This is a genomic window from Kitasatospora sp. CM 4170 (genome assembly GCF_032110285.1).
Taxonomy (GTDB): Bacteria; Actinomycetota; Actinomycetes; order Streptomycetales; family Streptomycetaceae; genus Kitasatospora; species Kitasatospora aburaviensis.
In genome coordinates this window covers 7228776-7251970 of the sequence record NZ_CP134877.1, presented here as the reverse complement: position 1 = coordinate 7251970, position 23195 = coordinate 7228776, and the positions used below count along the sequence as shown (strand labels likewise).

The 23195-nt window shown below is 74.9% G+C and carries 19 protein-coding genes; 3 read left to right on the top strand and 16 right to left on the bottom strand.

The window, feature by feature from the left end; all coding sequences use genetic code 11:
• The first annotated feature begins 113 nt into the window (after nt 1-113).
• Nucleotides 114-1799, top strand: a complete 1686-nt coding sequence (lnt, locus tag RMN57_RS30575) for an apolipoprotein N-acyltransferase (protein ID WP_313766525.1) — start codon at nt 114-116, stop codon at nt 1797-1799.
• On the opposite strand, the gene RMN57_RS30570 is transcribed toward lnt, so the two are convergent.
• From RMN57_RS30570 to RMN57_RS30550, 5 genes are all read right to left on the bottom strand, one after another.
• Nucleotides 1775-2539 carry a VOC family protein gene (locus RMN57_RS30570; protein ID WP_313766524.1) on the bottom strand — a complete coding sequence of 255 codons (765 nt, stop codon included), beginning with the start codon at nt 2537-2539 and terminating at the stop codon, nt 1775-1777. The genes lnt and RMN57_RS30570 overlap by 25 nt on opposite strands.
• Before the next feature lie 15 nt (nt 2540-2554).
• Complete coding sequence (locus RMN57_RS30565; RefSeq protein ID WP_313766523.1) at nt 2555-3463, bottom strand: NADP-dependent oxidoreductase; 909 nt, start codon at nt 3461-3463, stop codon at nt 2555-2557.
• Nucleotides 3464-3660: 197 nt separating this feature from the next.
• Nucleotides 3661-4164, bottom strand: a complete 504-nt coding sequence (locus RMN57_RS30560; RefSeq protein WP_313766522.1) for a DinB family protein — start codon at nt 4162-4164, stop codon at nt 3661-3663.
• 66 nt (nt 4165-4230) lie between these two features.
• On the bottom strand, nt 4231-5100 hold the full coding sequence (locus tag RMN57_RS30555; protein ID WP_313768020.1) for an AraC family transcriptional regulator: 870 nt from the start codon (nt 5098-5100) through the stop codon (nt 4231-4233).
• A 202-nt stretch (nt 5101-5302) separates the two neighbouring features.
• Nucleotides 5303-6577, bottom strand: a complete 1275-nt coding sequence (locus RMN57_RS30550) for a hypothetical protein (protein ID WP_313766521.1) — start codon at nt 6575-6577, stop codon at nt 5303-5305.
• 220 nt (nt 6578-6797) lie between these two features.
• On the opposite strand from RMN57_RS30550, the gene RMN57_RS30545 reads away from it, so the two are divergent.
• Entirely contained in the window at nt 6798-7622 is an 825-nt protein-coding gene (locus tag RMN57_RS30545; RefSeq protein ID WP_313766520.1) for a hypothetical protein, read from the top strand.
• Nucleotides 7623-7856: 234 nt separating this feature from the next.
• Nucleotides 7857-8501 (top strand): GTP cyclohydrolase II, encoded by a 645-nt coding sequence (ribA, locus tag RMN57_RS30540; RefSeq protein WP_313766519.1) that lies wholly within the window; start codon nt 7857-7859, stop codon nt 8499-8501.
• A gap of 133 nt (nt 8502-8634) precedes the next feature.
• On the opposite strand, the gene RMN57_RS30535 is transcribed toward ribA, so the two are convergent.
• From RMN57_RS30535 to RMN57_RS30485, 11 genes are all read right to left on the bottom strand, one after another.
• Nucleotides 8635-10053 carry a glycoside hydrolase family 16 protein gene (locus tag RMN57_RS30535; protein WP_313766518.1) on the bottom strand — a complete coding sequence of 473 codons (1419 nt, stop codon included), beginning with the start codon at nt 10051-10053 and terminating at the stop codon, nt 8635-8637.
• 322 nt (nt 10054-10375) lie between these two features.
• Complete coding sequence (locus RMN57_RS30530) at nt 10376-11599, bottom strand: NAD(P)-binding domain-containing protein (protein ID WP_313766517.1); 1224 nt, start codon at nt 11597-11599, stop codon at nt 10376-10378.
• Nucleotides 11596-12867 carry an ATP-grasp domain-containing protein gene (locus RMN57_RS30525; RefSeq protein WP_313766516.1) on the bottom strand — a complete coding sequence of 424 codons (1272 nt, stop codon included), beginning with the start codon at nt 12865-12867 and terminating at the stop codon, nt 11596-11598. The genes RMN57_RS30530 and RMN57_RS30525 overlap by 4 nt, the downstream gene beginning before the upstream one ends.
• A 44-nt stretch (nt 12868-12911) precedes the next feature.
• Nucleotides 12912-14282 (bottom strand): glycoside hydrolase family 16 protein, encoded by a 1371-nt coding sequence (locus tag RMN57_RS30520; protein ID WP_313766515.1) that lies wholly within the window; start codon nt 14280-14282, stop codon nt 12912-12914.
• Nucleotides 14279-16363, bottom strand: a complete 2085-nt coding sequence (locus tag RMN57_RS30515) for a glycosyltransferase (RefSeq protein WP_313766514.1) — start codon at nt 16361-16363, stop codon at nt 14279-14281. The genes RMN57_RS30520 and RMN57_RS30515 overlap by 4 nt, the downstream gene beginning before the upstream one ends.
• 5 nt (nt 16364-16368) lie before the next feature.
• The gene (locus RMN57_RS30510; RefSeq protein WP_313766513.1) at nt 16369-17193 is read right to left on the bottom strand and encodes a polysaccharide deacetylase family protein; all 825 of its coding nucleotides are present in this window, start codon (nt 17191-17193) and stop codon (nt 16369-16371) included.
• Nucleotides 17190-18332, bottom strand: coding sequence for a glycosyltransferase (locus RMN57_RS30505; RefSeq protein ID WP_313766512.1), 1143 nt, complete (start codon nt 18330-18332; stop codon nt 17190-17192). The genes RMN57_RS30510 and RMN57_RS30505 overlap by 4 nt, the downstream gene beginning before the upstream one ends.
• Nucleotides 18322-19761 (bottom strand): lipopolysaccharide biosynthesis protein, encoded by a 1440-nt coding sequence (locus RMN57_RS30500; protein ID WP_313766511.1) that lies wholly within the window; start codon nt 19759-19761, stop codon nt 18322-18324. Before RMN57_RS30500 ends, RMN57_RS30505 begins: the two co-directional genes overlap by 11 nt.
• Nucleotides 19761-20999, bottom strand: a complete 1239-nt coding sequence (locus tag RMN57_RS30495; protein WP_313766510.1) for a glycosyltransferase — start codon at nt 20997-20999, stop codon at nt 19761-19763. The genes RMN57_RS30500 and RMN57_RS30495 overlap by 1 nt, the downstream gene beginning before the upstream one ends.
• On the bottom strand, nt 20996-22330 hold the full coding sequence (locus RMN57_RS30490) for a glycosyltransferase family 2 protein (RefSeq protein WP_313766509.1): 1335 nt from the start codon (nt 22328-22330) through the stop codon (nt 20996-20998). The genes RMN57_RS30495 and RMN57_RS30490 overlap by 4 nt, the downstream gene beginning before the upstream one ends.
• On the bottom strand, nt 22330-23160 hold the full coding sequence (locus tag RMN57_RS30485) for a glycosyltransferase family 2 protein (protein ID WP_313766508.1): 831 nt from the start codon (nt 23158-23160) through the stop codon (nt 22330-22332). Before RMN57_RS30485 ends, RMN57_RS30490 begins: the two co-directional genes overlap by 1 nt.
• Nucleotides 23161-23195: the final 35 nt, after the last annotated feature.

Sequence of the window (23195 nt, the reverse complement as noted above, 5' to 3'; positions counted from 1 at the left end):
GCGCCGGGCGGGGCGGGGTCCCGCCCCGCGCATCCGGCCGTCCGCATTCCCGTCGTCCGTTCGGGTGACGGGAATGCTGGTGGCGCTCCCCCGGCGGGCGGACAATACGGGGCATGTCCCGCCGCCTCGCGCTCGCCCGGCCCGCCCACGGTGCGGCGCCCACCGCACCGGACCGCGACTCCCGGGCCCACCGCTACCGGGCCCGGGTGGCCGCGCTGGCCGCCGGGGCGCTGCCCGTGCTCGCCTTCCCGGCCCCCGGGCAGGCCTGGCTGGCCTGGGTCGCGCTGGTCCCCGGGCTGCTGCTGATGCAGCGCGCGCCCGGGGCGCGGGAGGCGGCGGTGCGCGGCTGGTGGTTCGGCGCCGGCTTCATCCTGACCGGGATGTACTGGCTGCTCCCGTCCGTCGGACCGGCCCTGCCGCTGCTCGCCGTGGTCTTCGGCGTCCTGCAGGCCGGGTTCGGCTACGCCGCCCACCGGCTGCTGCACCCGCCGCTGACCGCGCGCCGCGCGCTGCTCGCCCTGGCCGTCCTCCCGGCGGTCTGGCTGACCACCGAGTACGCGCGCTCCTGGCACGCCCTCGGCGGGCCGTGGGCGCTCCTCGGCGCCACCCAGTGGCAGCACCCGACCTTCCTCGCGCTGGCCTCGGCCGGCGGGATCTGGCTGGTCAGCGCCGCGGTGGTGGCCGTCAACACCGGCGTGCTGATCGCGCTCACCGCCGCCCGGTGGCAGCCGCGCGCCCTCGCCGCCCTGGCCACCGTGCTGGTGCTGGCGGCCGGCCCGGCGCTGTTCGCGCTCCGCGCGGCGCCCGCCCGCGCCGGTGAGGCCACCGTGGCGCTGGTGCAACCCGGCATCGTCGAGGATCCGCAGGCCCGGTTCGAGGCGAGCGCCGCGGCCACCGCCGCGCTGGGCGGCCGACCGGTCGACCTGGTCGTCTGGGGCGAGTCCAGCACCACCGCCGACCTGGACCACGACCCGGCCGCCCTGGACCGGCTGCGCCGGCTGTCCGCACTGACCGGCGCCGAGGTGCTGGCCGGCGAGGACGCGCGCAAGGCGGACGGGCGGATCTCCAAGGACGCGGTGCTGGTCTCACCGGACGGGATCGTCGACCGCTACCGCAAGATCCGGCTGGTGCCGTTCGGCGAGTACATCCCGCTGCGCCCGGCGCTCGGCTGGATCGCCGGTGTGAGCCGGGCGGCCGGGGAGAACCGGGCGCCCGGCACGGCGTTCCACCTGCTGCCGTCGACCGACCGCACGGGTGCGCCGCTGCCGGTCGGGGCGCTGGTCTGCTTCGAGTCGGCCTTCCCCGACATGGCCCGGGCGGCCGCGAACGACGGCGCCCGGGTGCTGGTCTACCAGTCCTCGACCTCGACCTTCCAGCGCACCTGGGCCCCCGAGCAGCACGTCTCGCTGGCCGCGATCCGCGCCGCCGAGACCGGCCGCCCGGCCGTCCAGGCCTCGCTCACCGGGGTCTCGGCCGCCTTCGACGCGCAGGGGCGCGAGCTGGCCCGGCTCGGCACCGGGAGCACCGGCACGCTCACGGTCCGGCTGCCGCTGACCGCCGCCACCACGGCGACCTGGTACGACCGGGTCGGCGACGTGGTGCCGGCGGCGGCGCTGCTGGTCACCGCCGTGGCGGCGGTGGCCGGCGGGGCGGCCCGGCGCCGCCGCCGGGCGGCGGGGGCGGAGCCGGGGACGGAGGCGGGGGCGGAGCCGGGGACGGAGGCGGGGCCGGGGGCGGGGACGGAGGCGGGGCCGGGGGCGGGGCCGGGGGCGGGTCAGCCCTCGGGCCCGGCCGCGTAGATGCCGAAGGCCGCGCCCATCGGGTCGCGCAGGACGGCGATCCGCCGCTCGTTCGCCATCGAGACCGGCGGCATCAGCACGTCGCCGCCGAGGTTCCCGGCCCGGAAGGTCGCCACGTCGGCGTCCGCGACCGCGAAGTACGGCAGCCAGTGCGGCGGCACCTGCGGCGGGAAGCGGTCGTCCATGGTGAGCATGCCGCCGAAGTCCTCACCGGACAGGCCCCACTGGGTGTACTGCTCGGACGGGTTCACCGACCAGCCGAAGACCGCCGGGTAGAAGGCGCGCGCGCCGTCCGGGTCGCGGGTGAGCAGCTCCACCCAGCCGAGCGCGCCGGGCTCGTTGAGCACCTCGGCGCCCAGCAGCGCGCGCGGCTGCCAGAGTGCGAACACCGCGCCGGACGGGTCGGCGGCGATGACGAACCGGCCGAAGTCCAGGGCCTCCATCGGCGCGACGATGAGGCTGCCGCCCGCCTCGGTGATCCTGGCCGCGGTGGCGTCCGCGTCGTCGACGGCGAAGGAGACCGTCCAGGCCGTCGGCTGCCCCTCCCCGTAGAGCGGGGTGATGGCGGCGGCGACCGCGCCGTCCAGCTTCATGAAGGTGTAGCCGCCGGCCTCGGGCCGTTCGTCGGCCTCCGCCTGCCAACCGAAGATCTCGCCGTAGAACCGCTGGGCGGCGATCGGGTCGGCACTGCCGTGCTCGACCCAGCACGGCCCGCCGACGGTCACTCTGTTCTGCTTCATGGCGTCGCTCTGCTCTCAGCCGATTTCGAGGATCAGTTTTCCGCGCGCGTGCCCCGACTCGACCAGCGCCATCGCCTCGGCGGCGTGGGCGAGCGGGTAGCGGCCGGTGATGTGCGGGTCCAGCTCGCCCGCCGCCACCAGGTCGGCCAGCGCGGCGAGGGTGGCCGGGGTGGTGGAGCGGGTGATGTAGCGGCCGCCGAGCTCTGTGGCGGTGTCCGGGTCCGCGGTGGAGACCAGCTTCGACCGGTCGGCGAGCGTCGCGGCGGCGGCCCGCAGGGCCTCCCCGCCGACCAGGTCGAGGATGCCGTCCACGCCGTCCGGCGCGGCCGCCCGGATCCGCTCGGCCACGCCGTCGCCGTAGCGCACCTGGACGGCGCCCAGTGACTCCACGTGACCGCGGTTGGCGTCGCTCGCCGTACCGAGGACCCGGATGCCCCGGCTGCGGGCGATCTGGGCGGCCGCGCTGCCGACGCCGCCCGCGATGCCGAGGATCAGCAGCGTCTCGCCGGAGCCGACCCCCACGTCCCGGACTCCGTCGTCGGCCGTGGCCGCCGCCACCGGGAGCGTGGCCGCCTCGGCGAACCCGATCCCGCGGGGTTTGACCGCGCTCATGTCGGCGCGCAGCAGCGTCTGCGCCGCGAAGGCGCCGGTCGCGGCCACGCCGAACACCTCGTCGCCCGGGGTGAAGCCGGTGACGCCCGGCCCGATCCGTTCGACCACGCCCGCGGCCTCCTGTCCGAAGACGGCCGGGAGCTCGCGGTTGCGGCCCAGCAGCCCGCGGCGGATCTTCCAGTCCACCGGGTTCACCCCGGCCGCCCGCACCGCGATCCCCAGTCGGCCCGGGCCCGGCTCCAGCACCGGCCGGTCCAGGAACTCCTGAGTCTCCGGCCCGCCGTAGTCGACGAACCCGAACGCCTTGGCCATCCTCGATCCACTCCTCGCTCGGCCGCACTCCCCCGGCCCAGCATGCGGCCGGGCCGCGGCCCCGGCCTGCCGGTGATGCGCTGAACGGGCGGAGGGGCGCAGGGCCGCAGGGGCGCAGGGCCGCAGGGGCGGACGGGCTCAGGGGCGGACGGCGGTGCGGGCGGGGGCGGCGGAGGGCTTCGGCCGCCCCTCGGCCGTCACCTCCGGTCGTGGTCCCCCGTCCGGCCGTCGATCAGCTCGCGCAGGATGTCCATGTGGCCGGCGTGGCGGGCGGTCTCGGTCGCCATGTGGATGAGCACCCAGCGCAGCGACACCTCGTCGCCGAACCAGGCCCGGCCGAGGTCGTCGAGCTCCTGCTCCTCGATGACCTGGTCGGCCGCCGCCCGGGCCCGGGCGTAGAAGGTGAGGACGTCGGCCGTGGACTCGTCCGGGCGGATCCGCAGGTCCGACTCCTCGTCCTCGTCGAGGTCGAACGGCAGCGGCCCGGTCTCCCGGCCGAAGGTCCGGCAGAACCAGCCGAGTTCGGCCCCGCCGAGGTGTTTCACCAGCCCCAGCAGGGTCGTCCCGGACGGCGCCGACGGCCGCCGCAACTGCTCGTCGTCAAGCCCTTCGAGCTTCCACAGCACCGCGTCCCGGTGCCGGTCGAGAGCCACGAGCAGACTCTCCTTCTCCGCCCCTCGGAAGGGCACGCGCTTCATCATGCGCGGACCCTAACAAACGGCCGATCAATCTGTCGCTCAGTCAGATTCCTTTGCCGGATGAACAGTTCACCGGATTGCCCGGTCCACCGGGATCCAGAGCTCGGCCTCCGCCTCGTCCTCGGAGAGGAAGCCGGTCCGCAGGATCTCCGGACCGAGCTTGGTCTCGTACGGGTTGGACGGGAACCACAGGGTGTAGACGTCCCGCCACATCTCCTGCAGCGCCTTCGGGAACGCCCCCCGGTTGACGAAGACCGCCCAGGTGCCGGCCGGCACCTCGCGCACGTCCAGCCCGTCCGGCACGACGGTGTCCGCACCCGCCACCACCGCGTGGTAGTAGTCGAGTTCGACGCCCTCCTCGCGGTCGTCGGAGAAGAACTCGGTGACCGAGACGACGCCCGCCGGGTCCTGGTCGGAGAGCTCGGCGATCCGCGCGATGCCCTCCTGGCCGATCTCCCGGATGAACGCGGCGATCGCCGGGTTCACCCCCTCGTGGACCAGGGGCACCCGCGCCCTCCGGCCGATCACCTTGAACGCCGGCTTCTCCACGATCCGGTACTCCATGCTGCTACTCCCTTCGATGACGAGTCGGAAGGAGATCCGGGGCTGGGAGCGCAGTACCAGGCCGCCGCGCCGGGCCTCGCCGGGCCCGACGCCGTGCATCGCCCGGAACGCCCGGGCGAACGCCTCGCCCGAGGTGTAGCCGTAGCGGATCGCCACATCGAGCAGCGTCCGCTCGCCGGCGAGCACCTCGGCCCCGGCGACGGTGAGCCGCCGGCGTCGCACGTACTCCGACAGCGGCATCCCGGCCAGCGCCGAGAACAGCCGCCGGAAGTGGTACTCCGACGTCACCGCGATCCGCGCCAGCTCGGCAGTGTCGAGCGGCTCGTCCAGGTGCTCCTCGATGTGGGCGATCGCCCGGTTGAGCTGCTCCAGCATCCCGACCCCGTCCTTCCTCTTACCGATCACCACCGTAGGAAGGACCCACCCTGCCGCACCCGACATCCTGTGCCCACTCCGGTCGGGTCGGGCGGACACGGCGGGCGCGGCGGGGTGCGGGGGGGTAGCGGACACGGCGGACACGGCGGGTGCGGCGGGTGCGGGGTGCGGCAGTGCGGTTCGAGGGGGTACGGCGGGCGGGTCAGGAACCGTCGGCCCGCACCGCGTAGACGTACCTGGTCCCGGCGTACTCGCTGAGGTTCCAGATCACCGACTCGCCGTAGGCCCAGTCGGTGGTGGCCGCGCTGTGGAAGCTCAGGTCCTCGCTGCCCACCGCCAGCCTGGCGACGGTGGACGGCGTGTCCGATCCCGACGTCACGGCGCGCAGGCTGCCGTTGGCGGAGCCGTTGCTGGTCGAGAGGTAGTGCTTCGACCGCTGCGAGACGACGCCCTGGATCTTGCCCTGCTTGACCGTGACCGCCTCCGAGGCGGTGGTCGAACCGAGCCGGCGGTCGGTGTGGTCGAGGTTCCAGCGCACCACCTTGGGTGTGCCGATCTTCGTCCCGTTGCCGTTCCAGCCGGTGCCCGAGTAGTCCACCACCGGGTTGGCGGGGTCCACCGCGTACTCGCTGACGGTCAGGCTGTCCGGCGTGCCGGCGCGGTCGAGCCCGAGGCAGGAGAACCGCAGCAGCGTGCCGGTGTTGTCGTACGCGGCGCTCTGCGGCAGCACGTAGCGGTAGTCGTGGGCGTAGTACTTGCCGTCGGCGTCCAGCCCGCAGACGTCGGACTTGCCGGTCGACACCTCGAAGAGCGTGTTGAGGTCGAACACCCGCAGCCCCTTGGTGGTGTCCACCATGTAGAGCAGGTTGCCGTACCAGAGGATGCCGCCCGCGTGCCGCTGCACCGGGGCGTAGGAGTACGCACCGGCGGCGGTCTTCACCGGCTCGACCAGCAGGACGTGCCGGTACTTCGGCGCGAGCCGGTCGGTGTGGTCGACGAAGGAGACCCGGACGCCCTTGTTGATCGTGAAGTCGGGGGTGCCGTCGCCGTTCGGGTCGGTGTCGAAGTACCAGGACACCAGGACCACCCGCTTGCCGCCCCACACGCCGGAGCCCAGCGCGTCCGCGCTGGTGGTGACGCCCTGCGGCACCCACTCCGCGACGCCCTGGTCACCCGGGTTCCAGGCGAAGCCGTCCTGGAAGGCCCCGACCCCGCCCGGCGCGCCCGACAGGTGCCGGGCGTCCCGGTTCGCGCTCGCCAGCACGTCGGCCACGGTCGCCCCGGGCAGCGCCCGGGCCAGACCGGCGGCGAGGTCGGCGTACGCACCGTGGCCGTTGCCCACCCGCTCGGCCAGCGTGAACTGGCCGGGCGTCAGCGTCCCGGCCTCGGCCACCGCCGGGGCGAGGGCCGCGCCCGCGATCGCCGCGAGGGGCGCGGCGGCCATTCCCTTGATGATCGTCCTGCGTGGCATGGTCATGTGGTCAGAACGTAGGCGCAGCGCGCGGCATCTGACAAGCCGTAACTCCGGGAGGAGCTGCGGCGGCCGCGGCGTCGGCCGGTCCGCGCGGGGCACCGCGGACCCGCCGATGCGGCTGCGCGGAAAGTCATTTGACGGTGCGGCGGTCCAGGCCCCATTGTTCCGTGCCGAAGCGTCCGCCTGCTGTGGGCGGACCGCCATCGGGGGGACTCCGATCAGCATGCCCAGACCGGGTGACGAAGCCGCGGCCGAGACCGCAGCACCCGTCGAGACCGCAGCATCCGCAGGGACCGCCGAGGCGGCCGACGCCGCCGGAGCCGTCGCGGAGCGGGCCGCCGAGCCCACCGCGGAGAGCGCTGCCGAGAGCGCCACGGCCCGACTGCGGGCCCACTGGGCCGCACCGCCGACACCGGTGCCGCCGTGGTACCGGCGGGTGTCGCCACGGGTCTGGAAGGTGGCCGGTGGTGCGGTCGCCGTGACGACCGCGATCGTGGTGCTCGCCGCCGTCCTCGGACCGGACGACCCGGTCCAGTACCGGCTGGACGTCCAGCAGCAGATCGGCGACCTCACCCGCGACGCCGACACCTCGGGTGCGTACGCCGCCCAGAACACGGAGATGTTCCCGGACACGCTCGGCTACATCCGCTTCCGCGAGCACTTCGTGGCCGGCTACCGCCTGCCGGGCTCCACGGACGCCGACTTCGTGGTGGTCGGCGCCACCGGTGCGTTCGCCAGCCCGGTGCGGGAATTGGACGACCTGCTCGGCGGTGTGGACCCGGCGCTCCACCCCGACGCGGCCGCCGGCCACCAGGTGGCGGGCGCCGCGTACACCGTCTTCCCGCCCGGCCCGCTCGGCGGCGCCCTCAAGTGCACGGCGCAGCCGAACGGGACCCGCGACGTGACCGCCGTCTGCGCCTGGGCCGACTCCACCACCGTCGGCAGCGTCACCGACCTCAACCAGGGCCCGCAGAACCTCGACCTCGCCGCCCTCGCCGAGCGCACGCGCACCATCCGGGCCGCCATGACCCGCCGCGTCGGCGGCTAGCGAGCCCCCGGCCCCGCCCGCACCGACCGCCCACACCGACCGCCCGTTCCGCGCACCGTACGCGCGGGACGGGCGGTTCGCCGTACGGCCTGCGGGAAGATCCGCCGCCTGCGCGGTGTTGCCAGCCTCCGCCGCACCTCACGGCGCCACCGCGGCGCCGACCACTGTTGTTCAAATTGGAACTACCTAGTACGGTCGACACCCGACCACCACACCGGTAACGGAGGCCCGCCCATGCCGCACCCTGCCCCACCGCTGCCCGGGACCGCCACCGTGCGCGCCCGGGTCCGCATCCCGCTGACCTTCCCCGACGGCTACCGCGCCGAGGCCGAGGTCTTCACGTTCCACGGCCTGGCCGACGGCGCCGAGCACCTCGCGCTCGCCCTCGGCACGGTCCCGGACGGCGGGACGCCGCTGGTGCGGCTGCACTCCGAGTGCCTGACCGGCGACGTGTTCGGCTCGGACCGGTGCGACTGCGGCCCCCAGCTGCGCGAGTCGGTGGAGCGGATCGCCGAGGCCGGCGGCTACCTGCTGTACCTGCGCCAGGAGGGCCGGGGCATCGGCCTCTACAACAAGCTGGACGCCTACGCCCTCCAGGACTCCGGCCTGGACACCTACGACGCCAACACCGCGCTCGGCCTGCCCGAGGACGGGCGCGACTACACGGCCGCCGCCCAGATGCTCACCGCGCTCGACACCGGCACCGTCGACCTGCTGAGCAACAACCCGGACAAGGCCGCACAGCTGGCCGACCTCGGCATCACCGTCGAGCGCCGGGTCCCGACCGGCGTCCACCTGTCCGCCAGCAACGTGCGCTACCTGCGCGCCAAGGCCGAGCGGACCGGCCACTCGATCGAGCTCTCCCGCCTGGTGGGCTGAGCCGGCGCAGCCCGTGGGCCCGGCCGACGGCCCGTGGGCCCGTCGGCCGGGAAGCACGACGGCGGTCCGGCGCCGCGGAGGGACTCCGCGGCGCCGGACCGCCGTTGGGACCGGTCGGGACCGGTCAGGACCGTCAGTGCTGCCAGGCGCGCACGTAGTCGACCTGCATGTCCGCCGGGGTCGCGGTCGGGCCCGAGGCGTAGACCGCGTTGTTGAGGATCAGGTACATCGGCGACGAGGTGATGCCGCTGGTGATCTGGCCGACCTTCACACCGTCGTAGTAGTAGGTCACCGAGCCCGGCTGCCAGTCCGCACCGAAGGTGTGCCAGCCGCTGTAGTTGCCCGGGGCGCAGCCGCCGGGGCCGCCGGACGGCGAGTGGAAGTGGTAGCAGGCGTCACCGCTCAGCCCCTCCATCACGTCCAGCTCGCCGTCGGCCGGCCAGCTCTGGCCGTCGGCCCAGAAGGCCGGCCAGTTGGCGACCTGCGAACCGGACGCCGGCAGGTAGATCCGGGCCTCGAAGGCGCCGTAGGTGAACTGGGCCTTGCCGTTGGTGTTGACCAGGCCCGAGGTGTACGCGTAGTTCTTGCCGTTCACCGTGGCCGGCTTCTGCTCGGCCTTGAGGTGCAGGCTGCCGCCGCTCTCGCTGATCTGGGACGGGGCGTAGGCGGCGGACTCGGCGCCGTTCACCGGAGGCGTCGTGCAGGTGGCGCAGCCGAACCAGTTGGGGTTCCACTTCGAGCTGTCGAGCGAGGAGCCGTTGAACTCGTCGGCGAAGACCGACCGCCAGGTGCCGGGGATGCCGAGCGGGGCGGCACCGGATCCGGACGGCTGGGTGGGCGTGGCGGTGGCGGTCGGCGACGAGGTGGCCGACGGCGAGGTGCTCGGGGTCGGCGAGGCGGTGGCCGACGGCGAGGTGCTCGGGGTCGGCGAGGCGGTGGCCGACGGCGAGGTGCTCGGGGTCGGCGACGAGGTGGCCGACGGCGAGGCGGTCGCCGTGGGCGACGTGCTGGGAGTCGGCTTGGCCGTGGCCGACGGCGAGGCGGTGGCCGAGGGCGAGGCGGTGGCCGACGGCGTCGCGGTGGGGCTCGGCGTCGGGGTCGGGGTCGTCGCGCCGGCGGTGAAGGTGCCGATCGGCGCCAGGTTGTGCCAGGTGTTGTTGATCTCGTACGCCACGAAGTACGTGTACTTGCCGGCCGGGAAGGTCCGGCTCTCCGGCGTGAACGTCCGCTGCGTCGAGGACAGGGTCGTCGGGACGGCGCCGCGGAAGTCGTAGTGCGTGCCGTCGGCCGCACGGACCGCGATGGTCAGGGCCTGTACCGCGGTCCGCTTGGTGGCGTGCAGCTTGGCGGTGGCGGTGACCGTCGCGCCGCCGCCGGGAGCCGACGGCGTGACCGACAGCGAGTCGACCACCACCGGGTCGGCCGGCGCGGTCGGCAGGGCCCAGGCGGCGGCCGCCCCGGTTCCGGTGGCGGCGACCGCGAGGGCGAGGACGGCGAGCCGTCGACGACCGCTGAACGAGCTGCGGGCACGGTGCTTCGAGTGCTTGGGCATGAGGGGGAGAACCTTTCGTTCCCCCCCGGCTGTGGAGCCAGCAGCCTGAACGAGGGAACGGTCCCCACGCAAGCCCGATGCCGCGGCCGGAACCGCGGCATCGATCGTGTACGGGTTCAAAACACCAGGTGGGGCGGGCCTTCGGGACGCCGGGGCGGACCGGCTGTGAAATGGGGCACAGGCGCCTCCGCACCCCGGGCACGCCGGGCAGGACCGGGCCGGTCGACCTCACCTCTCCCTGGGGGTCAAATCAGGACATACACCTCCTCATCGACTCGCTCGCCGTGTCGCTCCGCCTTGTGCGTCGTGGCGGCCGGTCCGCTCAGGACGCCGCGATCGACCGGCCGATCCGCCGGGCCGCGAAGCCGGTGCCGCAGACGAAGCGCATCAGCGGCCCGAAGGTGTCGGCGGCGGACAGCCCGGTGAAGTAGATCCCGGGGAGGGAGGACTCGAAGCCGGCCGAGAGCCGCGGCGCGCCGCCGTTCCGCTTGGCCACCGCCCCGCGCAGGTCGGGCGCCAGGAAGCCGAGCCGGCCGACGTCGACGTGGTAGCCGGTGGCCGCCAGCACGTGGTCCGCCTCCACCACCGTGGTGTCCCCGGGCGGGGCGGCCGCCCGCAGCGTCAGCCGGGCCCCGCCGTCGGCCTGCGCCGTCGAGGCCACCTCGTGCCCGGTCAGCACCGGGAAGCGGCCCTCCAGCCGCCGGCGCAGCCACCAGCCGCCGGACGGCCCGAGGATCGTCCGGACCAGCCGGGCCCGGGTCTCGTCCGGCAGGTGGCGGAAGGCTCCGGGGGCCCGGGCGAACGCCGCGAACGACCAGCCGGGGCCCAGCGGCGAGGCCGGCTTCGCCAGCCGCACCGGCCAGGGGCGGTCACCGGGGCGTTCCGAGTCCGGCGGGTCGCCGAAGAGGAGGCGGTCGGTCCGTGCCACCAGGACGGGATCCGCGCCCGCCTCGTACAGCAGGGTGGCGCTCTCCAGCGCGGACTGCCCGGCGCCGATCACCGCCACCCGCCGCCCCGCGAACTTCGCCAGGTCCGCGTGGTCCGAGGTGTGCGACGCCAGCCCCGCCTCGACCAGCGGCTGCAGCCGGGCCGGCATCCGCGCGTACGGGGGGAACCCGCTGGCCAGCACCACGACCCGGGCGGCGAACGCCTCGCCGGTGTCCAGCGCCAGCCGGTAGCCGCCGCCCGGTACGCGCTCGATCCGGAGCACGGCGGCGCGCTCCACCTCGGGCACGCAGGCCCGCTGGAACCACTCGCCGTAGCGGACGAACTCGTCGAGGGGCACCACGTAGCGGTCGCCCGCCCACGGCAGACCCGTCGCGGCCCGGAAGTCGTGCAGCCCGTACCGGTCGGCCGGGTCCGAGATCGACGAGGCCCGTGGCGTGGACTTCAGGAACATCCCGGCGGGCATCCGCGCCCGCCAACTCTCCATCGGCACACCGAGGACGCGCAGTGGCACGCCCCGGCCCTTCAGGTGGGCCGCGACGGACAGTCCGTACGGTCCGGCGCCGACGACCGCGACGGGCACTTCGGTGATCGAGCTCATTTCGAACCTCCCAGGGCAAGGCCCTTGGCCATCCGCTGTCCGGCGTAGCCGGCCACGCGGCGTGTCCCCTGACCGCCGAAGCGGAGTGCCATGACGGCGGCCGGTGCCGGATCGTCACGGCACAGCCAGGCACGCTCCGTGGACCGCCGCGGCTTCAGGTCCGGCAGCGGACGCCGGTCCTGCCAGTACGTGACGGCGGCGGAGAGCACGTCCAGCTGTCCCACCCCGAAGAAGCGGTGAAGCTGCGGACCACGCGGTACCGGGCGTCCGGTGAGGGACAGATGCAGGGCGCGGACCACGTCCACGCCGTCCGCCGTCTCGAACAGCCGGAACTGGGCACCGGTACGGGGATTGAAGTCGAGCAGCTTGTACCTGCCGTCACGCAGGTCCAGCCGCCAGTCGAGGTCGGCGATGCCGCTGTACCCCAGTGCCCGGCAGAGCCGGACGGCGAGTTCGGCCAGCTCGGGGTTGGGTACCGACACCGCTCGGGTGGTGAATCCGCCCGAGGGCGGGTAGGAGCGCAGCTTCTGCCCGGTGAAGACGGCGAGCGGCTCGCCGCCGGGGCCGCAGCACAGGTGGGTGATCCAGTCCTCGGAGCGTTCCGGGGCCAGGTACTCCTGGGCCAGCACCGAGAGCCGGCCGTTCGGCGGGCAGGCGGCCAGCAGTTCCCGCTCGTCGCGCACGATCGTGGAGTGCGAGACCGCCGGGCGGCTGAGCCGGGTGAACGGCTCCAGGTTCTTCAGGACCATCGGGTAGCCGCAGGTCCGGGCGGCCGCCAGCAGCTCGTCGTGGTCGCCCGGGGCGAGGGTGACGGGCGCCGGGACACCGTGTTCCTCGCAGATCGCGTGCATGGCGCCCTTGTTGGCCAGTCGCCGGGGCAGGCCGGCGGGCACCGGCGGCAGCACGAAGGACGGGGACAGCTCCTCGGCGTGCTCGGCGAGCAGGACGGCGGCCTCGTCGTCGGTGGGCAGGGCGATGCAGCGGCGGCCGATCGTCCGGCCGACCTCCTGGACGACGGCGAGCAGCCGGTCGGTGCGCTCGCGCCCGGTGGTGGGCCGGACGAAGGCGCGCGTCAGGTAGCGGGAGAGCGCCGTCGGTGTGAGCCGGTCCTCGACCATCGCGTACACCGGTACCCCGGCACGGCCCAGCGAGCGGACGGCGCCGACGGGGCCGTGCGCCAGCGGGTACTTCCCCACCTTGACGAGCAGGACCGCGGTCTCCCGGTCCAGGTTCAGCCCGGCCGGATCGGTGTGGTCGGTCCGGTTCATGTCGTGCCTCCTCTTGTCGTGCGCCTCGGTGCCGCCGATTGCGGTCAGTGCTGCCACACGGCGACCCAGTCGACCTTCACCTGCGTCTTGTCGACGCCGGGCGGGGGCGACTGCTGGTAGCCCACGGCGAGGTTGAGAATCAGTTCCATCGGGGTGGTCGGGATCGAGGTCGGGTCGGTGACCTGGAAGACCTGCACGCCGTCGACGTACCAGGTGACGGCGTCCGGCTCCCAGTCGAGTCCGAGGACGTGGTAGCCGACGGCGAAGTCCGCCGGGCCGTGGGCGTAGTGGGCGTCGATGTCGGTGCCGTCGGGGGCCTCGGCGTGCAGGTTGAGGTCGACGTACTGGTTGCTGTTGATAAACTCGGCGATGTCCAGCTCCGGCAGCCCGCCCCTGGTGTTGGCGGAGAGCAGCCAGAACGCCGGGAACATGCCGAGCGGTTGGTCGGTGGTGCGGATCGCGGCGGCGAAGTACCCGTAGGTGAAGGTGTGCCGCGGGGTGCCGTCCCAGGTGTCGCGGCCGGTGGAGACCATGCCGGACGTCCAGGGGTAGGTCTTCCCGTCGCTGCCGGTCGTGGCCTGGCGTTGGGCGGTGAGGGTGAGCGTGCCGTCCCCCACCGAGACCTGGCCGGGGAGGTACCACTGGTCCTCGTGGTTGCCGGCGTTGGTGCAGCCGCGGACGTTCCAGTCGTAGCAGGTGGTCCACTTGGAGCCGTCGAGGCCGGTGCCGTTGAAGTCGTCCCGGAAGGCCTCGTGCCACGGGCCCACCCCGGGCGGCTGGTCCGCCCCGACCGGCGGGGGCACATCCGCGTCGCCCGCGGCCGCCGTGGTGGTCGGTGGGTGGAGCGCCGCCGCGCCGACGCCGGCGCCGTTCACCGTGCCGCAGGCCGCGGCCAGGAGCAGCACGCCGACCACCGACACCAGCCGCCACCGGACCTTGGGCCGCACGGACGGCCGCACGGACGCCCGGCGGACGCGGCGGGCACGGCGGGGCCGGCGGGCGGGCTCACCGGACGCGGGGTCGGGTGAGGACACGGGCGCAGGCGCGGGTGCGGGCGCGGCGGGGAACCGCCGCGGGAGCACCGTCAGCAGGGTGGTGAGCACGGCGAGCGCCAGCACGGCCCGGCCGACCGTGAAGTTGTGGGTGAAGAACAGCGCCTCCGCGGTCAGCATCGTGAGCGCCAGGCTCACCGTCACGGTCAGCGCGGCGGCGCTCACCCGGCCGGGCCCCCGGTCGCGCCAGGACGGGCCCGGCCGGGCCCAGGCCACGGCCGCCGCGCCCGGACCGGCGAGCAGGAAGATGCCGGCGGCGACGGCCCGCAGCGGGTTCCCGGCCGGGAGCAGTTGGGCGGCGAGGGCGATCCAGCCGCAGAGCGCGGGCAGCGCGCGGGGCAGGGTCCAGGGCCGGACGGTCACGGCGTCCTCCCTCCGGTCGGGGCGGAGCCGGTGCTCCCGCCGCCGGACGGGACGTACTGGTAGACGACGGCGTCGTCGTTGGAGAACACCAGCCGGAGGTCGGGGGCGGTCGCCGCGGCGGCCGCGAAGCCCTCGGTGGTGGTGACCGGCAGCAGCCCGGTGAGCTCGCACTCGGCGATCTGGGCCCGGGTCAGGATCAGGTAGGTCGGGCCGCCGGCGACGTTCGGGCGCTCCAGCATCGTCCGCAGGACGTCGCCGGGGTTGGCCACCAGGCGCTTCAGGTCGTCGTGGGAGGCGTCGCTGAGCACCAGCCGGTCGTGGTCGTCGTAGTGCAGCTCGCCGCCGGGCTCGTTGGAGGTCAGCGAGACGATCCGCGAGCCGGCCGGGGTGGCGGCGACGTAGCGGAGTGCGGCGGCCTCCTGCGGGGTGAAGTAGTTCATGCTCTCCTTGCCGAAGTAGCCGAAGAGCAGGCCGCCGAGCAGGCCGAGCAGGACGACGGCGGTGAGGCCGGTCCGCAGCGGGCCGCCGGGCGGGCCGGGCGGCGGAGCGGACGGGCGGCCGGACGCGGCCCCGGAGTCGGCGCCGGAGTCGGCGCCGGACGGTGAGCCGGAGTCGGCACCGGACGCGGAGCCGGACGGCGGGTCGGCGGGCCGGGGGTCGGCGGGCTTGGCGTCCCGCGTCCCCCAGAGCAGGGTCGCGGCGAGGAAGGCGGCGGCCGGGAGGGCGAACAGGTAGGCCCGGAAGAGCATCTCCCCGTCGTAGGCGTTGGCGAGCAGCACCAGGAGCGGCGCCGTCAGCAGCGGCACCAGGCCGACCCGGCGCACCCAGCGGCGGCGGACCAGCGCGGCCAGGGCGAGCAGGACGACGACGGCGGTCAGGCACCGGTCGGCCCAGGAGGTCATGATCTGGCCGGGGGCGGCCTGGCCCAGCTGGGCGAGGCCGGACGCCGCGTTGTGGTCGGGCGAGCCCAGGGCGGAGACCAGGCCGGCCAGGTTCTGCGACACGAACGGCCGGGCCACGGTGGCGTCCCAGAGCACGGTCAGGCCGACCAGCGCGGCCAGCACCGGCAGCACGGTGCGGCGGTTGCGGCGGCCCAGGGCCAGCAGGGCCAGGCTCACCGCCAGCATGATCGGGGTCAGCTGGTGCGACGAGACGATCGCCGCGAGCAGCACCAGGATCAGCACGAACGGCGCCACCCGCCAGCCGCCGCGCGGCGGCACCTCGTCGGCCGTCGACAGGGCCCGGGCGCCGGGCGGCCCCGCCCGCCGCCCGGCGGGCCCGCGCCCGGGCGCCGCGAGCGTGCGCGCCACCGCCAGCTGACGCATGATCAGCGCGACCACGGTGAGCGACACCAGGTAGGCGAAGGCCTGCGGGGAGAAGTAGTCCTGGCCGACCCAGGCGGTCGAGTAGTAGAGCCAGACCCCGCCCCAGACCAGCCGGCGGTCCCTGGTGATGCTCCGGTAGAGCATCAGCAGCGGGCCGAGCAGCAGCAGGTTGGTGATCAGCGGGTACCACGAGGCGTAGCCCAGGACGGAGTCCAGGCCGGTGACGCGCAGGACCAGTGCGTGCAGCTCGAAGAAGCCGGGCCACTGGTTGTAGACGTCGAGCTTGCCGGCGCCCGGCACCGTCCCTCCGTGGCGCAGCATGGCGTCGACGATCGCGACGTGCTTCCAGGCCCAGGCGTACCGCAGGGTCGGGTAGAGCAGGCTGGGCGTCGCGTGGACCACCAGGATCAGGGCGAGGACGTAGGCGGCGGGCCACCGGTGGCGGATCCGCGGGGCGCGCAGCGCGGTGACGAACCCGAGGGTGAGCAGCACCAGGGCGGCGAAGTAGGCCGGTGGGAGCGCCTGGAGCAGGCCGAGGTCGCCCATCCGGGAGAGCTGCGTCCGGGAGAGGGCCAGCAGCCAGAGCGCCAGCGCGGCCGGCAGGGCGCCCCGGACCACCCAGCCGGAGAGGCCGGGGGCGGCGAGGGCCGTGCGCAGACCGCCGCTCCGGTGGGCGGAGGTGCGCTGGGCGAGTGGGCGGTGAGCCGGTGTCCGCGGGTCGGGTCGGACGTCTTCACGTTCCAGGGAGTCGGTCACTGTGATCACTCCTGACCGCGGCCCCTCGGGGGTCCGCCCACCGGGCGGCCGAGGGCCGCGCGCAGGCGGCGGTACGTCCGCCACGCCCGGGTGGCGGCACTCTCGTGGAAGGGCGCGGTCGGGGCGCCCCGCCGCTTCGTCCAGTCGTCGAACACCTGCGGCGGTGTGTCGGCGCGGACCATCAGGCGCGCGATCCGCAGCGGGTCGTCGGCCGGGGAGCTGAAGGCGTTCCGGACGGCGGAGGCCGAGGTGTACCCGGCCTGGGCGACCTTGCGGCGGACCTCGGCGCCCGAGTACCCGTGCGGGTAGGCGAAGGAGACGACCTCGTGGCCGAGGACGTCCTCCAGGACCGTCTTGCAGCCGGCGATCTCGTCGGTCAGCCGCTTGCCGTAGACGGTGTCCATCGGGACGTGGGTCCGGGAGTGGGCGCCGATCTCGACGCCCAGGGCGTCCAGCGTGCCGAGCTGGCGCCAGTTCAGCATCGGCGCCGGCGGCAGCAGGCTGCCGGTGCCGCGTCCGCCGGGCGGGTGCAGGGCCCCGGTGGTGACGTACAGGGTGGCGGGCAGCCCCTCGTCGGAGAGGACCGGGGCGACCGTCCAGTAGAAGTCGGCGTAGCCGTCGTCGAAGGTCAGGACGGCGGAGCCGGGCGGCAGCTGCGGTCCGCCGCGCAGGGCGGCGACCAGCCGGCGCAGCGGCACGAGTTGCAGGCCGTTGTCCGCGATGCGGGCCAGCTGCTCGCGGAAGACGGCGGGCGTGACGGTGTACGGCGCGAGCCAGGACGGCGGGTCGTCCGAGACCGAGTGGTAGAGGAAAACGGGTATCTCGGTCATGGCGCGCCCCAGGTGGGTGCGCCCGCGGCCGGCCGGCCGGCGGCGGTGGGGCGGACCGTGGTCGACTCGCCGCGGGTGGGCTCGCCGTCGGCGGTCCCGCCCCCGGTGGCCGGACGGACCGCGCCGGTCCGGCGGGTCGCGGTCCGTCCGGTGCGGCCGCCGGCGGAACCGGTGAGGTAGCCGGCGGCGGTCAGGGCGACGCCGGCGCAGAGCGCCGCCGCCGTGGCGGGGCGCCACCGGCGCAGGCTGCGCAGCACGGCGGCGGGCACGGTGTGCCGCAGGTAGGCGCGCTCGCTCGCGAGGCCGGCGGCGGCGCCGTCGTACCGCACCACCGCGGCCTTGGAACGGCCTTCGGCGAAGCAGCGCGCGGCGAAGTAGGAGAAGGTGGTGCGGGCCGGCGGGACCCGGTGGCGGACGGCGGCGGCCGGCTCGTAGCGGAGCACGGCGCCGGGGTGCCGGGCGGCCAGCCGGATGCAGAGTTCGGTCTCCTCGCAGCCGAGCGGGCGCCGCCCGACCCGGCCGAGGTCGGTCCGGAAGCCGCCGGCGGCCAGGGCCTCGGCGCGGCGGAAGGACATGTTGGCGCCGATGAAGTTGCGCACCGCCGCGGCCCGGCGCGGCAGCCCGCGGTAGGAGCAGCCGACCACCCAGTCGAATTCGGGCGGGAACCATACGGGGCGGGCGCTCTGCCACCACGGCCGGACCAGGCCGCCGACGCCGAGCACCTCCGGTGCCGCCCGGTAGCCGGCCAGCAGGTGCCCGGTCCAGTCGGGGTCGGCGGCGGCGTCGTCGTCGAGGAAGGCGATCAGCTCGCCGCGGGCCGCCTCCAGGGCGGTGTTGCGGGCGCCGGAGAGGCCGCGCCGCTGCGCGTTGGCGAGGATCCGCAGGCCGGTGGACAGGTGTTCCCGGGCGAGGCGGAGGAGTTCGGGGCAGTGGTCGACGACCAGCAACACCTCGTCGGGGGGACGGTGTTGGGCGTGGACCGAGGCGACGGCGGCGCACAGGTCGTCCCAGCGCTCGACGGTGTAGGCGCAGATCACCACGGTCAGACTCGGCTCGTGGCCGTCGGCGGGCCGGTGGGTCCGGTCGCCGCCCCGGTCGGACGACCGGCCGACCGGCTCGGCGGAGCGGTCAGTGGTCATCGCCCTCGCCTCCTTCGGTGGCCACCGGCTCCGCGGCCCGCGGCTCGGCGGCCGGCGGCTCCATGCCCCGCAGCCAGCGCCGCAGGACGACGAGCAGGAACGCCGCCAGCGTGTACTCGGAGATCACCCAGGCGAGGCCCACGCCGACCAGTCCGTACCGCGGCAGCAGCAGGGCCACCAGGGTGATGATCATGACGGCGGAGGCCATCCGCACCCCGACCATCCAGGCCAGCGCGCGACGGACCCGGGACACCTGGATGACCACGTTGGTCACCGCGATCGGCAGCGCGCACAGGGCGAGCAGCCGCAGCACCGTGGTGCCGTTCTCGGCGTACGCGGGGCCGAACACGCTGAGGATCCAGGGCGCGCCGGCCACGATGACGAGCACGGCGCCCGACAGCAGCAGTCCGGTGTGGCGCAGCATGCGCCGGGCGTACTCGGCGAGCCGGCGCGGGTCGCGGGCACCCTCGACGACCAGTGAGTGGCCCATGCTGAACGTCGCGACGAAGAGGGTCGAGGCGATGACGAAGGCCAGCGAGTAGTAGGCGCTGCCCTCCGGGCCGAGCTGGGCCAGCACGATCAGGGGGACGGCGCTGTAGCTCGCGAAGCTGAAGAGGTTTCCCAGGTAGTCGGCGCCGGCCCAGCGCAGGACCCGCTGGGGCGGCTCGGCGCTGCCGTCGTCGGCCGCCTCGTGGACCGGCACGGCCCGGCGGAACAGCACCACGTTGGCCAGCGCGATCGAGACGACCATGGCGACCGCCCAGGCGACCAGGATGCCGGTGCCGACGGCCAGGGCCGCACAGCCCGCGAGGAGCAGCGACTTGGCGACCGCGAAGACGGCGTTCTCGCCCAGCACCCAGCCCGTGCGGCGGGTGCCGGTGAGCGCGCCGTCCTGGAGTACGAAGATCGCGTAGCCGGCGGTGGCCGCGACGAACGAGACCGCGAGCACCGGTGAGTGCAGGTAGCGCAGGTTGGGTGCGACCACCGGGAGCAGCAGCAGGAAGCCGATCGCGACCAGGGCGCTGCAGCCGGCGCTGACCGCGTAGCACCACAGCACCAGGCGCCTGGTGTGCCGGCCGGCGGCGGGGACGAACCGCACCAGGGCGTCCCCCAGGTTGAGGCTGCCGAGCGTGGCCAGGAACATCGCGGCCGACAGCGCCGCGTAGCTGCGCCCGACCGACTCGACGGAGTAGTAGCGGGTGGCCAGGATCCAGAAGAACGCGCCGAGCCCGGCCGCGACGATCGAACTCGCGGCCAGCACGTGGCCGTTGTGCATCAGGGCGTCCGCGCGCAGGCGCTCGGTCGCCGCCCTGAGCCGGGCCCGCAGCAGCACCGGGTAGGAGCACTCGCAGGGGAGCTCCACCGGGCACGAGCAGGGCCGGGCGGACGCGGTCCTCCGCCGGGAGCGGGCGTGGTCGAGGATGGACATCACGGCCTCGCCGAGTTGTCGGCCCGGCGTTGTATCCGGACGCTGCGCAGGTAGCAGACCGGCCCGTAGGCCAGCCCGAGGAGCTCCAGCCGCCCGAGGTGGGCCATCAGCGGGTCGCGGCGCCCCCCGGCCGGGCTGCCCCGGCGCAGGGTCTGCCGGACTCCGCGCGGCACCCGGGCGAGCAGGGCGGCCAGCAGGAGCGGCTGCCGGCGGGTGGCGGCGGCGAGGTAGGCGCCGAAGCCGACGCCGAAGCCGAAGACCTGGGTGGTCAGCGACTCCATGGAGCGGCGGTGGGGGTGCCAGACCAGGGCGTCCGGCCGGTACACGACGGTGTGGCCGGAGGTCAGCACCTGGAGGAAGGAGAGCAGGTCCTCCCCGCCGCGGGCCGGGGTTCCGGTACTGGTGGCGGGGTCGAAGCCGCCGAGGGAGCGGAGCAGGCCGGTCCGGAAGGCCATGTTGGCCCCGGTGCCGAGCCGCCCGGTGGCGAACGGGAAGAGCGGGTCGTCGGACGGTTCGCGCAGCGACCAGCTGCGCACGGTGAAGCCCTTGGCGTAGCCGCAGTAGCGCTCCAGCGCGATCTGCGCCCGGGTGTCCAGCTCGGCGGGCAGCACCAGGCCGGTGACGCAGCCCACCCGCGGGTCCGAGCGGAAGCCGTCGACCAGGGCGGCCACCCACCCGGCGTCGATCAGGAGGTCGTCGTCGGCGAAGGCGCAGATCTCGCCGCGGGCCACGGCGAGGCCGCGGTTGCGGGCCCGGGCCAGGCCGGGCACCGGCTCGTGCACGTAGCGGACGCGGCCCGGGTAGCGGAGCCGGACGAGCAGTTCGGTGGCCCGGTCCGAGGGGGCGTTGTCGACGACGATCACCTCGGTGTGCCGGTAGGAGCCGGCCAGGAGGGCGTCCAGGGAGCGCGGCAGCAGGTCGGCGCGGTCGTGCGTGCAGACGACGACGCTCACCAGCGGGGTGCCGGTCCGCGGGGCCGGCGGGACCCCGGGCCCCGCGGGCGGGTCCAGCTCGCGGGCCGCCGCGGTCAGGGCCCGGAGCAGTCCGTCCGGGTCGCCGGGCGCGGCCTCGGCGGTCACCAGGCCGAGCGGGTGCCCCTGCCGGCGGATCAGCGCCAGGACGCGGCCGTTCGGGCAGAACACCTCGCCCCGTCCGGGGCGGTGCAGCTCGTGCGGGCGTTCGAGGTCCAGCTCGGCGACCGCGACGGGCGCGGGCGGCAGGGCGATCGGGGCATTCATGACGACTGACCTCCCGCGCGGCCCGCCGCCCCGGGGCGGCGCTGTTGCCAGACGGTGAACAGGTAGCAGAACGGGCCGTACAGCAGCCCCCGGCGCTCCAGCCTGCGGAGGCTGCGCAGGGTGTCGGTGTCGACCCGCCCGACGTGCGGGGTCACCCGGTGGCTGACGTGCCAGCGCCACACCCCGTAGGGCAGCCGGCGGACCAGCTCGGCGAGCAGGCTCGGCCGGTGCGCGATCGCCGCCGCCAGGTAGGCGCCGAACCCGACCCCGAAGCCGTTGATCTGGGTGGCGAGCGCCTCCATGGTCCGCCGGTGCCGGTGCCAGATGATCGCGTCGGGCTGGTAGGCGACGGTGTGCCCGGCGGTCAGCACCTGCTGGAAGGAGAGCAGGTCCTCCCCGCCGCGCGAGGGGGTACCGGTGCCGGTCGCCGGGTCGAAGCCGCCGAGGGAGCGGATCACGTCGGTCCGGAAGGCCATGTTGGCGCCCATCCCGAAGCGGCCGGTGGAGAACTGGACCAGCGGGTCGGCCAGCGGTTCGCGCAGCGACCAGCTCCGGGCGGCGAAGCCCCGGCCGGGACCGCAGTACTCCTCCACGACGAACTGCGCCTCGGTGTCGAGCTCGGCCGGCAGCACCAGTCCGGTCACGCAGCCGATCCGGTCGTCCGACCGGAACGCCTCCGCCAGGGCCGCCACCCAGCGGGAGTCGGCGATGGCGTCGTCGTCCGTGAAGGCGCAGACGTCCCCGCGGGCGGCCGCGAGGCCCCGGTTGCGGGCCCGGGACAGGCCCGGCAGGGGCTCCCGGACGTACCGGACCCGGTCGCCGTAGCGCGAGCGGACCAGCCGTTCGGTGGCGTCGGTCCGGGGGGCGTTGTCCACCAGGATCACCTCGATGGCGGGCGATCCGATGCCCACCAGCGAGTCCAGGCAACGGGGCAGCATCTCGGCCCGGTCCCGGGTGCAGACGATCACGCTGACGGTCAGCGGGCCCGCAGGCACCCGGGCGCGTCCGACCCGACGAGGACGCGCCGCGGGTGTCGCGGTGGACAGGGCGGGAACGGGGAGTTCCCGGTGAGCGGCGTCGACCAGCGCCCGGCGCAGCGTGGCGGAGTCGCCTGCTGTACCGGTGGCCGTGACCAACCCGAGCGGGTGTCCGTGCAGCCGCACCAACGCCAACACGCGGCCGGCCGGGTCGTCGGCACCGAGACCGCCGGGCGAGCGCAGCCCGCTCGGCTCGTCCAGGTCCAGGTCGACGACGCGGACGGGGGTGTAGAGCGAGTCACGGGCGGCAGGGCGCGGGCAGGCAGCTGCGGTGCGCCGGTCGGAGCCATTCATCATCGCTCCTCCGCGGAAGGGGCCGCCGAGGCCCGGGCGCCGGGACGCTCGGAGATCAGGGTCCTCAGCACCCGGCGGCCGTCGGAGACGGCGTGGAGGTGGGAGCGGCCGCTGCGGCGGGGGAGTTCCAGGCTCGGCACCTCGGCGATCCGCAGTCCGGAGCGCAGCGCGTGCGCGATCATCTCGGCCTCGATCTCGAAGCCGGTCGACCGCAGGTCGAGCGCGTCCAGGAAGGAGCGGCGGAAGGCGCAGTAGCCGTAGCACAGGTCGGTGAGGTGTGCGTCGTACAGGCGGTTGACCACGGCGAGCAGGACGCGGTTGCCGAGCGAGCGGATCCGGGTGAAGTCCAGCGAGCCGCCGCCCGCGATGCACCGGGAGCCCTTGACGAAGTCGTAGCCGTGGTCGAGGAAGTGGAGGAAGTGCGGGATCTCGCCCGGCCACATGGAGCCGTCGGCGTCCAGCATGACGATGTACTCGCCGGAGGCGGCGGCGAAGCCGGTGCGCAGGGCGTTGCCCTTGCCGGGGCCGCTCTGGGCGACGCTGCGGACGGTCGGCAGGCAGTGCCGGGCCATCGGGATGGTGGCGTCGCTGGACGAGCCGTCGACCAGGATGACCTCGTCGACGCAGCGCGGGATCTGCTCGAACACCCAGGGGATGTTCCGGGCCTCGTTCTGCGCGGGGACGACCAGCGTCACGCTGTGCTTGCTGGGGACGCCGTCCCCGGCCCGGCGCATCGGCCGCCGGGCGACGGCCCGGTCCTCGGCGCGGCGGTTGGGCCGGCCGTCCTGCTCCGGGTGCGGAACGACGTGGTTGGGCACGGTGGTACTCATCGAGGACGGCCTCTCGGGGGGAGGCGGCGGGCGGC

Coding starts and splice junctions, on each gene's coding strand:
- lnt (WP_313766525.1), top strand. CDS start 114: ATGTCCCGCCGCCTCGCGCTCGCCCGGCCCGCCCACGGTGCGGCGCCC.
- RMN57_RS30570 (WP_313766524.1), bottom strand. CDS start 2,539: ATGAAGCAGAACAGAGTGACCGTCGGCGGGCCGTGCTGGGTCGAGCAC.
- RMN57_RS30565 (WP_313766523.1), bottom strand. CDS start 3,463: ATGGCCAAGGCGTTCGGGTTCGTCGACTACGGCGGGCCGGAGACTCAG.
- RMN57_RS30560 (WP_313766522.1), bottom strand. CDS start 4,164: ATGATGAAGCGCGTGCCCTTCCGAGGGGCGGAGAAGGAGAGTCTGCTC.
- RMN57_RS30555 (WP_313768020.1), bottom strand. CDS start 5,100: ATGCTGGAGCAGCTCAACCGGGCGATCGCCCACATCGAGGAGCACCTG.
- RMN57_RS30550 (WP_313766521.1), bottom strand. CDS start 6,577: ATGACCATGCCACGCAGGACGATCATCAAGGGAATGGCCGCCGCGCCC.
- RMN57_RS30545 (WP_313766520.1), top strand. CDS start 6,798: ATGCCCAGACCGGGTGACGAAGCCGCGGCCGAGACCGCAGCACCCGTC.
- ribA (WP_313766519.1), top strand. CDS start 7,857: ATGCCGCACCCTGCCCCACCGCTGCCCGGGACCGCCACCGTGCGCGCC.
- RMN57_RS30535 (WP_313766518.1), bottom strand. CDS start 10,053: ATGCCCAAGCACTCGAAGCACCGTGCCCGCAGCTCGTTCAGCGGTCGT.
- RMN57_RS30530 (WP_313766517.1), bottom strand. CDS start 11,599: ATGAGCTCGATCACCGAAGTGCCCGTCGCGGTCGTCGGCGCCGGACCG.
- RMN57_RS30525 (WP_313766516.1), bottom strand. CDS start 12,867: ATGAACCGGACCGACCACACCGATCCGGCCGGGCTGAACCTGGACCGG.
- RMN57_RS30510 (WP_313766513.1), bottom strand. CDS start 17,193: ATGACCGAGATACCCGTTTTCCTCTACCACTCGGTCTCGGACGACCCG.
- RMN57_RS30505 (WP_313766512.1), bottom strand. CDS start 18,332: ATGACCACTGACCGCTCCGCCGAGCCGGTCGGCCGGTCGTCCGACCGG.
- RMN57_RS30500 (WP_313766511.1), bottom strand. CDS start 19,761: ATGTCCATCCTCGACCACGCCCGCTCCCGGCGGAGGACCGCGTCCGCC.
- RMN57_RS30495 (WP_313766510.1), bottom strand. CDS start 20,999: ATGAATGCCCCGATCGCCCTGCCGCCCGCGCCCGTCGCGGTCGCCGAG.
- RMN57_RS30490 (WP_313766509.1), bottom strand. CDS start 22,330: ATGAATGGCTCCGACCGGCGCACCGCAGCTGCCTGCCCGCGCCCTGCC.
- RMN57_RS30485 (WP_313766508.1), bottom strand. CDS start 23,160: ATGAGTACCACCGTGCCCAACCACGTCGTTCCGCACCCGGAGCAGGAC.